General features: G+C 69.0%; 6 protein-coding genes. 2 read left to right on the top strand and 4 right to left on the bottom strand.

Going from position 1 to position 5,255, the window contains the following annotated elements:
• Positions 1 to 112: 112 nt before the first annotated feature.
• From ACRDPS_RS08255 to ACRDPS_RS08245, 3 genes are all read right to left on the bottom strand, one after another.
• The gene (locus ACRDPS_RS08255) at positions 113 to 1,048 is read right to left on the bottom strand and encodes a MetQ/NlpA family ABC transporter substrate-binding protein (RefSeq protein WP_431501145.1); all 936 of its coding nucleotides are present in this window, start codon (positions 1,046 to 1,048) and stop codon (positions 113 to 115) included.
• Between the two features lie 166 nt (positions 1,049 to 1,214).
• A complete protein-coding gene (locus ACRDPS_RS08250; RefSeq protein ID WP_431501144.1) occupies positions 1,215 to 2,048 on the bottom strand; it encodes an ABC transporter permease in 834 nt (277 codons plus the stop codon).
• A gap of 23 nt (positions 2,049 to 2,071) precedes the next feature.
• Complete coding sequence (locus tag ACRDPS_RS08245) at positions 2,072 to 2,995, bottom strand: ABC transporter ATP-binding protein (protein WP_431501143.1); 924 nt, start codon at positions 2,993 to 2,995, stop codon at positions 2,072 to 2,074.
• 133 nt (positions 2,996 to 3,128) lie between these two features.
• Here ACRDPS_RS08245 and ACRDPS_RS08240 point away from each other — a divergent pair, with 133 nt between their 5' ends.
• Together ACRDPS_RS08240 and ACRDPS_RS08235 are read left to right on the top strand one after the other, a co-directional pair.
• On the top strand, positions 3,129 to 4,319 hold the full coding sequence (locus tag ACRDPS_RS08240; RefSeq protein WP_431501142.1) for a sensor histidine kinase: 1,191 nt from the start codon (positions 3,129 to 3,131) through the stop codon (positions 4,317 to 4,319).
• A complete protein-coding gene (locus ACRDPS_RS08235; RefSeq protein WP_431501141.1) occupies positions 4,316 to 4,987 on the top strand; it encodes a response regulator in 672 nt (223 codons plus the stop codon). The genes ACRDPS_RS08240 and ACRDPS_RS08235 overlap by 4 nt, the downstream gene beginning before the upstream one ends.
• A 5-nt stretch (positions 4,988 to 4,992) precedes the next feature.
• On the opposite strand, the gene ACRDPS_RS08230 is transcribed toward ACRDPS_RS08235, so the two are convergent.
• The gene (locus ACRDPS_RS08230) at positions 4,993 to 5,163 is read right to left on the bottom strand and encodes a hypothetical protein (protein WP_431501140.1); all 171 of its coding nucleotides are present in this window, start codon (positions 5,161 to 5,163) and stop codon (positions 4,993 to 4,995) included.
• Positions 5,164 to 5,255: the final 92 nt, after the last annotated feature.

Below are 5,255 nucleotides of genomic sequence, written 5' to 3'. Positions count from 1 at the left end.
CCAGCGGCTCCGCGGCACCAGCACGAGCTTCGCTCACTTCGCTGCGTCCTCGAGACGACCGGAGCGAGGTCGAGCGGCGAGCTTGCTCGTCCGCTCGTGCCGAGCGAGGGAGTCACCGCGCATCGCGGACCTGCTTCTCGGTGTCCTCGAGCGACTTCTGCAGATCCTCGACCGGGATCTTGACCAGCTCGGCGGTGTCACCGGACGTCTCAGAGACTCCGTCCTGGACGGCCTCGGTGTTCTGGAAGATCTCGATGAGCTTCTTGTACGTCGCGTTGTCGGCGTCGTCGGCGCGGGCGGCGAAGATGTTGACGTAGGGCAGGGCCTTGGGGTCGGACGGGTCGTCGGTGGCCAGCGCGTCGTCGAACTTCAGGCCCGCGTCCTCGACGAAGTCGTTGTTGATGATCGCCGCGGCGACATCGGGGAGCGAGGAGGCGGTGATCGCGGCCTGGACGGCCTTGACATTCACCTTGGAGGAGGGGTCGACCTCCTTGACGGTGCTGAAGGGCGTACCGCCGTCGGTGAGCTTGATCAGACCGTGCTTCTGCAGCAGCACCAGACCGCGGGCCTGGTTGGTCTCGTCGTCGGGGACGATCACGGTCTCGCCGGCCTTGATCTCATCGAGGCTCTTGTGCTGCGAGGAGTAGAGCCCCAGCGGGTAGGTGGCCGTGGAGCCGAGCGCGACCAGGTCGTCGTCGTTCTGCACGTTGTAGTCGGCCAGGAAGATGATGTGCTGGAACTGGTTGAGGTCCAGCTCGCCCTCGGACAGCGCCGGGTTGGGCTGGTTGTAGTCACCGAAGTTCTTGACCTCGAGGTCGATGCCCTCCTCGCGGGCCGCGTCCTGATAGCTCTTCCAGTAGGGGTCGTCCGCGCCGACGACGCCGAGGGTGACCTTCTCCAGGTCGCTGCCGGAGCCGTCGTCGCGGGTGAGGAAGAAGGCAAGGCCGCCGATGACGACGGCGGCGGCCACGACGATCCCGATGATCAGCGGGAGCTTGGCCTTGGGTGCCTCGATGAGCGGGGTGGGCTCGGGCGTGTTGGTGGACACGGGTGGACCTCTTCTAGACGGGTGAGTCTCAGCGTTGAACGCGGACAGCGTGATTGTTGTCCACCAAAACAGTAGACTTAACGCAGGTCACACTCGCATTGTGTGCCACCCGCCGAGACGAGTCACGGACCCGTCCCGGCGTGTGTTAGAGCCGTGTTCTCCGAGGTCAGGCGAGGTCCCGACGCCGCATGACCACTACCGCGGCGGCAGCCGCGACGACGACGTACGCGGCCACGGTGATCAGTGCCCGGTCGCCGGAGATCGCGTCGAGGACTCCCGGCGTGCCGTTGGGTCCGCCGATGATCGCACCGGCCAGCGAGCCTCCGGCAGTGCCCGGGAGCGCGTCGGTGACGGCCTCCATGCCCGGAAGCAGGCTGCCGACACCGCGCAGCAGGTTCTCGACCACCAGCGACCACACCAGACCCAGGCCGACCGCGAGCGCCGGCCCCTTGGCGAGCACGCCCACCAGGAAGCCCAGCAGCGCCCACATCTCCAGCACCAGGAACCCGGCGCCGAAGGACTGCGCCAGCTCGCTCACGGCAGGCATCGTGATCGCCTCGCCCTCGGTCGCCGCGATGAGGACGGAGATCCCGGCGCACATCGCCAGGGTCGCGGTCATCATCGCGAAGATGAACGCGGTCACCGCGGCCAGCGAGCCGCCGATGGACGCGAACCGGCTCGGCCCCTGGGTGAAGACGGTCTTCCAGGTGCCCCAGCCGAAGCCGTTGCCGGCCACCAGCGCACCGACCACCATCGCCAGCGCGCCACCGAACATCGGCAGACCGCTCACGATGACGTCCGGGATCGCGCTCGGCATCAGCTCGCCGAGGAGCTGGGCCTTGCTGGCACCGTCACCGGCGAAGTTGTCGTCGCCGGTCTTGTAGGCGACATAGTTGAAGACGTACCCGAAGGAGAGCGACAGCGCCAGCCAGGCGCCGACGATCACCCAGATCGCCGACCACTTGCGCAGGCGCAGCAGCTCGGCCCTCGTACTGTTCAAGATGCCTCTTACGTTCAGCACAGTCATGACACGAGCTCCTGTCCGGAATCAGTGTTGTTGCCGGTCATCTCGAAGAAGACGTCCTCGAGGGAACGCTCCGCGACGGTGACCTCATGGACGTCGATGGAGTGGGCCACCAGATGACGTACGACATCGGCGGCCGCGGTGGCGGGCAGATCGATCTCCAGCGTCTCGTTGCCGACGCGGCGTACGCCCTCGTCCCCGGCCATCCGCATGACCGCCGCCAGAGCGGCGTCCTCCGGAGTGGCCCGGACCCGCAGGGTCGCGCCACCACGAAGGTCGGCGACAGTGGACTCCCGCAACAGGCGGCCGTTGTTGATCACGCCGACGCGGTCGCAGATCTCCTGCACCTCCGCGAGGATGTGGCTGGAGAGGATCACCGTCTGGCCGGCCTCGGCGAGCGCGACGACCAGTGCCCGCATGTCGGCCATGCCGGCCGGGTCGAGCCCGTTGGTGGGCTCGTCGAGCACCAGCAGGTCGGGGGAGCCGAGCATCGCGGCGGCGACACCGAGCCGCTGCTTCATGCCGAGCGAGTAGCCCTTGAAGGCGTCCTTGGCCCGGTCGGCGAGGTCGACCATCTCGAGCACCCGGTCGACCTCCGTGTTCGGCAGCCCCTGGTAGCGAGCCATAGTGCGCAGGTTGTCGCGACCATTCAGGTAGGGATAGAAGCCGGGGCCCTCGATCAGGGCGCCGATCCTCGCCGTGACCTCGGGCCGCCCGGCGGGCTGACCCAGGACGCGGGCCGATCCGGCGGTGGGCCGGATCAGGCCGAGCATCATCCGCAAGGTCGTCGTCTTGCCCGCCCCGTTGGGGCCGAGGAAGCCGTACACCTCGCCACGCATGACGGTCATGCTGACCCGGTCGACGGCGAGCCTGTCGCCGTACCGCTTGGTCAGCCCGTCGGTCTCAACCACGAGTTCATTCATGCCACTCACGCTCTCGTGGCGGACCCCGGGTTGGCGTCGGCGCCGGCGATGCTCCCGGTTACGCAGATCTGCGTAGGTGGTTGAGCGCTTTTGTCGTACGCCTCGGGCGCCCGCGCGAACTAGGGTCATGTCCATGTCCCGGATCCGTCGCCACTGGCTGCCGTGGCTGGTCGTCGTGGTGATGCTGGTCGGCTCGCTGGGCAGCAACTCCCAGACCGACACCCGCGGGCCGGCCCTCGTCGGAGTCCTGCTCGCCCTCGTCGCGGTCCTCCCGGTGCTGCTCCAGCACCCCCGCGGCTGGATGCCCGCGGCCAGCGGGCTCTGTGTCGGCGCCTACTTCACCGCGGGCTATGCCGAGGGCCCGGTCTTCATGGCGGTTCCCGTGGTCACCTTCGCGGTCGCGCTGTCGCTGCCACCGCGGAAGTGGGTCGGGTGGACGGTCGTGGGCGCGGCGCTGGTCGCGGCGGGGATCATGCTGAATCCCGCGGGACCTCACTTCGACGGCGGGCCCGGGCGTGGGCCGTGGGCGCAGGGGGCCGGCCCCGAGGGCGACCTCTCGATGTGGCAGGCGTTCGGGCAGGCGGCGCTGATCGCCGCGTGCGGTGCCGTCGCCACCGCGCTGCGCTCACGCAACGAGGCCCGCGCCCAGAGGCAGCGCCGCGTGGTCAGCGAGGAACGGGTGCGGATGGCCGCGGACCTGCACGACGGCGTCGGCCACGGGCTGGCGGTGATCGCGATGCAGGCCGGTGCCGCGCTGCACGTGCTCGACCGCGACCCGGAGGCAGCTCGCCGCAACCTGGAGGCGATCCGGGCCGAGAGCAAGGAGTCGCTCGACCTGCTTCGCCGGCAGCTGGCCCGGATCACCGGCAGCGAGTCCGCGTCTGCCCCGCGGGCGCCGGAGCACGGGCTGGCGGACGTACGCGCTCTGGTCGAGCGGGTGCGCACCGGCGGGCTCGAGGTCTCGCTGCGTCTGGACGCGGGGAATGTGCCCGCGGAGGCGGAGCGGGCGGCGTACGCCGTGGTTCAGGAGGGGCTCACGAACGTGCTGCGGCATGCGGGGGCGTCACGGGCTGAGGTCGTTGTGGTGTCGACAGGATCGACCTCCGGGGGAGGAGAGATGGTCGTGACCGTGACCGACGACGGGCGGGGATCGGACATTTCGGCGGACGATACGGGGCCAGGGATGGGAATTTCGGGAATGCGGTCGCGCGTAGAGGCACTTGGGGGCACCCTAGAGGCGGGGCCGGAGGTACGGGGCTTCCGGCTGCGGGCTTCGATTCCGCTTTCTGGGTCCTCAGCGGATTCGGCGGAGGGGCTGGCATGAACGACGTTGATCACCCGCTGATCAGAGTCGCTCTGGTCGATGACCAGCCCCTGGTCCGCATGGGCCTGGCGACGATGATCGGCGCCGAGCCGGACCTCGAGGTCGTCGGCGAGTCCTCCGACGGCAGCGCGGCGCTGCCGATGCTGCGCCGTACGCACCCCGATGTGGTCCTCTGTGACATCCGGATGCCTGTCCTCGACGGCCTCGGCATGCTGGAGCAGGTGACCCGCGACGCCTCGCTGAAGGACGTACGCGTGGTGATGCTGACGACCTTCGAGCTCGACGAGTACGTCTTCGAGGCGCTGCGGCTGGGGGCGAGCGGGTTCCTGCTCAAGGACGCCGAGCCGGTCGCGCTGCTGGACGCGATCCGGGTGGTCGCCGACGGCGGATCGCTGCTGGCACCTACGGTGACCAAGCGGGTGATCGAGGAGTTCGGGTCCTCGCGGCGGGCGGCCAACCCGCACCCGCGGCTGGGCGACCTCACCGAGCGCGAGCGGGAGATGGTCGCCTGGGTCGCGACCGGCCGCTCCAACACCGAGATCGCGGCCGAGCTGGTGGTCAGTCCCGACACCGTACGCACCCACGTCTCGCGCGCGATGGTCAAGCTGCACGCCCGCGACCGCGCTCAGCTCGTCGTCTTCGCGATCGAGTCGGGTCTGAAGATCTAGGCGGATCAGGCGGCCAGCGGAACGCTGCCGGGCATCACGACCGGGGCGCAGGGGCAGGTGTCGCTGCAAGCAAGGTAGGTGTGGACCTCGTGGCCGCACCGCTGGCACGGCAGGAAGTGCGACATCGGGAAGCTGCGTACGTTGGTGTTCTCGGGGTTCTGAGCTGTGTCCCACATGACTTTCTCCTATCCGTCCGGGCTTTCTCAGGCACAGCGTGCCTTCATCTACTCCACGAATGGCACCACGCGATTTCGACATCCTTGGCCGG

It is taken from the genome of Nocardioides sp. (assembly GCF_050699375.1).
Taxonomy (GTDB): Bacteria; Actinomycetota; Actinomycetes; order Propionibacteriales; family Nocardioidaceae; genus Nocardioides.
The sequence above is the reverse complement of the archived record's forward strand: the minus strand, read 5'-3'. Positions and strand labels throughout refer to the sequence as shown.